The organism is Ruegeria sp. HKCCA6837 (genome assembly GCF_013034475.1).
In the GTDB taxonomy this organism is placed as follows: domain Bacteria; phylum Pseudomonadota; class Alphaproteobacteria; order Rhodobacterales; family Rhodobacteraceae; genus Ruegeria.
Genome location: NZ_WQGD01000050.1, coordinates 1 through 3,250 on the forward strand (window position 1 = coordinate 1; position 3,250 = coordinate 3,250).

Consider the following 3,250-nt stretch of genomic DNA (forward strand, 5'->3'; position numbering starts at 1 on the left):
CCCACCAGTCCCCGAAACTCTAGTCCGAAATGGCCCAGAACACGGGGGCTAGACATTCTAGCTCAACAAGTTGCTAAATCACACTTAAGACACTGGAGGGACGAATTGTCCATGAGATTGGGATTTATGGGTGCTGGTATAGTCTTGGCTGGAGTTTTTGGCACGACTGCCTCGGCACAGCAAAACGACTGGTCCTACGAAGCCACACTTTACCTTTTCATGCCGGAAACGGAAACATCTGTCGAAACACCCGCAGGAACATTGGATGGCACGCTAAGTTTCTCTGACGCTCTGGACAATCTGGATTTCGCGTTTATGGGAGCGTTTGCAGCTTCCAACGGGCGGTGGAGTCTGCTAGCGGATTACAATTATACGGATTTGTCCTTCAGTAACAGTGGGTCCGGCCCGGCGGCGGCTGATCTCGACACATCGTTCACTACACAATTCCTAAGCGGATACGTCGCTTACCGCGTCTACGAAGATCCTACTGTGCAACTTGACATTGCGGGCGGTTTCAGATGGTTCAGCACCGAAACAGATTTCACGCTCACACCGGGTTCAGCGCCGGGTCGTACAACTTCCGTAGACGATAGCTGGACCGATCCGGTCATTGGTGTACGGGCGCGCTTTGTCCTTTCCGAAAAATGGACAGCAACCGGATTCGTTGACTACGGCGGCTTCAGTAATGACAGCGAAACCTGGCAGGTTTTTTTGACAGCTGATTATGCCATCAATGACAGATGGGTGATCCGCGGTGGATATCGATACATTGACTTCGACCATGAGATTGACGGCAATGATTTCAAATTCAGTCAATCCGGGCCAGTGATTGGAGCAACTTACAGGTTCTGATCGGCAGTGGCCTTTTGCCGAGGCCCCATTCGGTTTGGCAGAAAAGGATATCGGGACGATTTGCACAGATTTGAGGCTGGAGCAGCGGAAACCAATGAGACATTGTCAGCGCATCATTCGGATACTGTGCCCGCCAGTTCGGGATCGGAACTGCCATTCACAGATCTACGGCGAGTGACAGCATTACGGGATAAAGGGGCTTTGTCGCAACCTCAAACGGATAAGATCAAATGATACATCCGTTAAGTATGATATATGCGTAAGTTAATATTCCAATCGACAAAAGAGTGACCCAGGCCAGTGGAGGTGTCAGTGCAATTCGAAACACGCAACAATTCTCTCAGTTGGAAGGCTGGGCTCTTACTTACACTTGGATGTGCATCGCAAGCGGCATCTCAAGACCAAGGAATTGTCCACGATGCGGAATATTTTATTCTCGAGGCTCAAAATGGATCAGTGTGGCAAGTAGAAGATCAACAACTTGACGCAAAGCTCGCCGAGTTGCGGGAGAAGTATCAGACACCCCCCAACTTGATTCATTTGATGTGGGACGACCAACCGTTCGGCGCAGTCGGCATCCCAGCCATGCAGCAAATCCGTGGATATGAGACACCAAACCTCAATCAGATGGCGGAAGAAGGCATGCTGTTTACGCGCATGTACACCGAGCCCGCATGCACACCTACAAGGGCCGCAGCTTGGACGGGTCAATATGCTGTGCGGTCCAGCATGTTTTCTGTCGGTTTTCCTGTAGAATACGAAGGAATTGCGGCCGAAAATATCACGATTGCGGAAGTATTGAGTGACGCCGGGTATGCGACTGGGTTTTTTGGAAAAACGCACCTCGGCGATATCGAAGAGGCCTATCCGCACAATCAAGGATACGACGAAGCGTTTACTGCGCTCTACAACCAATCGACGAGTCTTTGGAACATCGAAGCCGAAGCCGCCAACGCAGTTGTAGGGTTGAAGACTGAGTTACTGCCCGAGAACCCGTACCAGAAAGACAAAGAGTTTCTTCAGGATGGCTATGTCTTTTACGTCGAAGGCACAAAGGGTGGGCCCACGCGAGAATGGTGCGGCACGTCAAACGAATGCTACCGCGCATTTGACGCCGAAGCGCGGGACCGAACATTCGATTTCATTCGAAGAAACGCCGAGGAAGGAAACCCTTTCTATGCTGCATGGTGGCCGATGTGGATCAGCTTTTTGCCAGATCCCAATAAAGAAACACTGCAACGTGGTCTGGTCGGAGAGGCTTATCACAAATACCTTGACCCAGACGTCGGACAGTTAATTTCTCTTCTCAATGAGTTGGGCATAGCCGAGAACACGCTTGTAATCGCTATGTCAGACAACGGCCCGATGACCCATAATCCTCCCGCTGGGGCAGGCCTTGGGGAAGGGCCGTTCCGAGGTGGCAAGGGTGACTTTCTTGAAGGCGGCGTCCGCGTCGCTGCTCAAGCTTGGTGGCCTGGGATGATCGAGGAAGGGCAGATTGTCGGAGACATCATCCATGTCACGGACCTATTCACGACATTTGCGCGCATTGGCGGCGCTTTAGAATTTGTTCCAAAAGACCGCGTGATTGATGGCGTCGATCAAACTTCTTTGTTGATCAATGGCGACAGTTTCAGCCGTCGAGACAGCGTAATGATCTACTCCGGTCCAAACCTCGGAGCGAGTGTGAAAGATCACTACAAGATGCACTGGATATCTTCTGACCCCTCGCAAGCGTCGGCTGGTATCACTTCAGTCTTTGACCTCTTGAATGACCACCGCGAGGTTAATCCGATTGTTGTCGGCGGTTTCCACTTCAAGGAGCCTTTCCGTCGTATGCGAGCACGGCACGAGCAGTGGATTGCAAGATATCCTCACTTGCCCCGTGCCTATGGCCCCGCCTACACCGGGATTGAAAACGCAAGGCCTGAGACAGTGGCGCTAAGCAATCCGCCCGAAGCACTAAATAATCTGCCTTTCGGATTGTTGGACTTCATTGAGCAATTACCAAATCTTCCCTTCGACCCGAGCGGAGACGTAGGATTGGATTCCAAATAGATTTGGTGCTCAGTTTTCAACAAATATGCAGCGGAGGCTCTATGTATTGGGCTGCCGCTTTTGGCTCCGAAACCGGCTCGTGGCGTTAGGGCTGCGTACGTAAGGCGAATGGTAAGGTTCTACCTTATCTAATATCTATTTTGGATGTCTGCTTTGGGCTGGAAACAGTCGTCGCCGATTGAAGCAATGAGCGATTGCTTAGAACCTTTCGAGGACATTGCGCTAAAATTGGATTGGCCCTTGGCACGATTTGTCTGCGATAGTTTCGAGCTTTGGCATCCTGACCAACTCTACGGCTTAACACCAGCTTTCTTCAAGCCTTCGACCAAAAGCGCATTGT

At 51.2% G+C, this 3,250-nt stretch carries 3 protein-coding genes; all 3 read left to right on the forward strand.

The annotated features are described in order from the left end of the window. Nucleotides 1-126: 126 nt before the first annotated feature. Nucleotides 127-852: an outer membrane protein gene (locus GOV91_RS22455; protein WP_171237129.1), complete on the forward strand. Its 726-nt coding sequence runs from the start codon at nucleotides 127-129 to the stop codon at nucleotides 850-852. Between the two features lie 456 nt (nucleotides 853-1,308). Then, nucleotides 1,309-2,910 carry a sulfatase-like hydrolase/transferase gene (locus tag GOV91_RS22460; protein WP_371732360.1) on the forward strand — a complete coding sequence of 534 codons (1,602 nt, stop codon included), beginning with the start codon at nucleotides 1,309-1,311 and terminating at the stop codon, nucleotides 2,908-2,910. A 153-nt stretch (nucleotides 2,911-3,063) separates the two neighbouring features. Further along, a partial coding sequence (locus GOV91_RS22620) for a hypothetical protein (RefSeq protein WP_217352057.1) occupies nucleotides 3,064-3,250 on the forward strand: 187 nt, incomplete at its 3' end.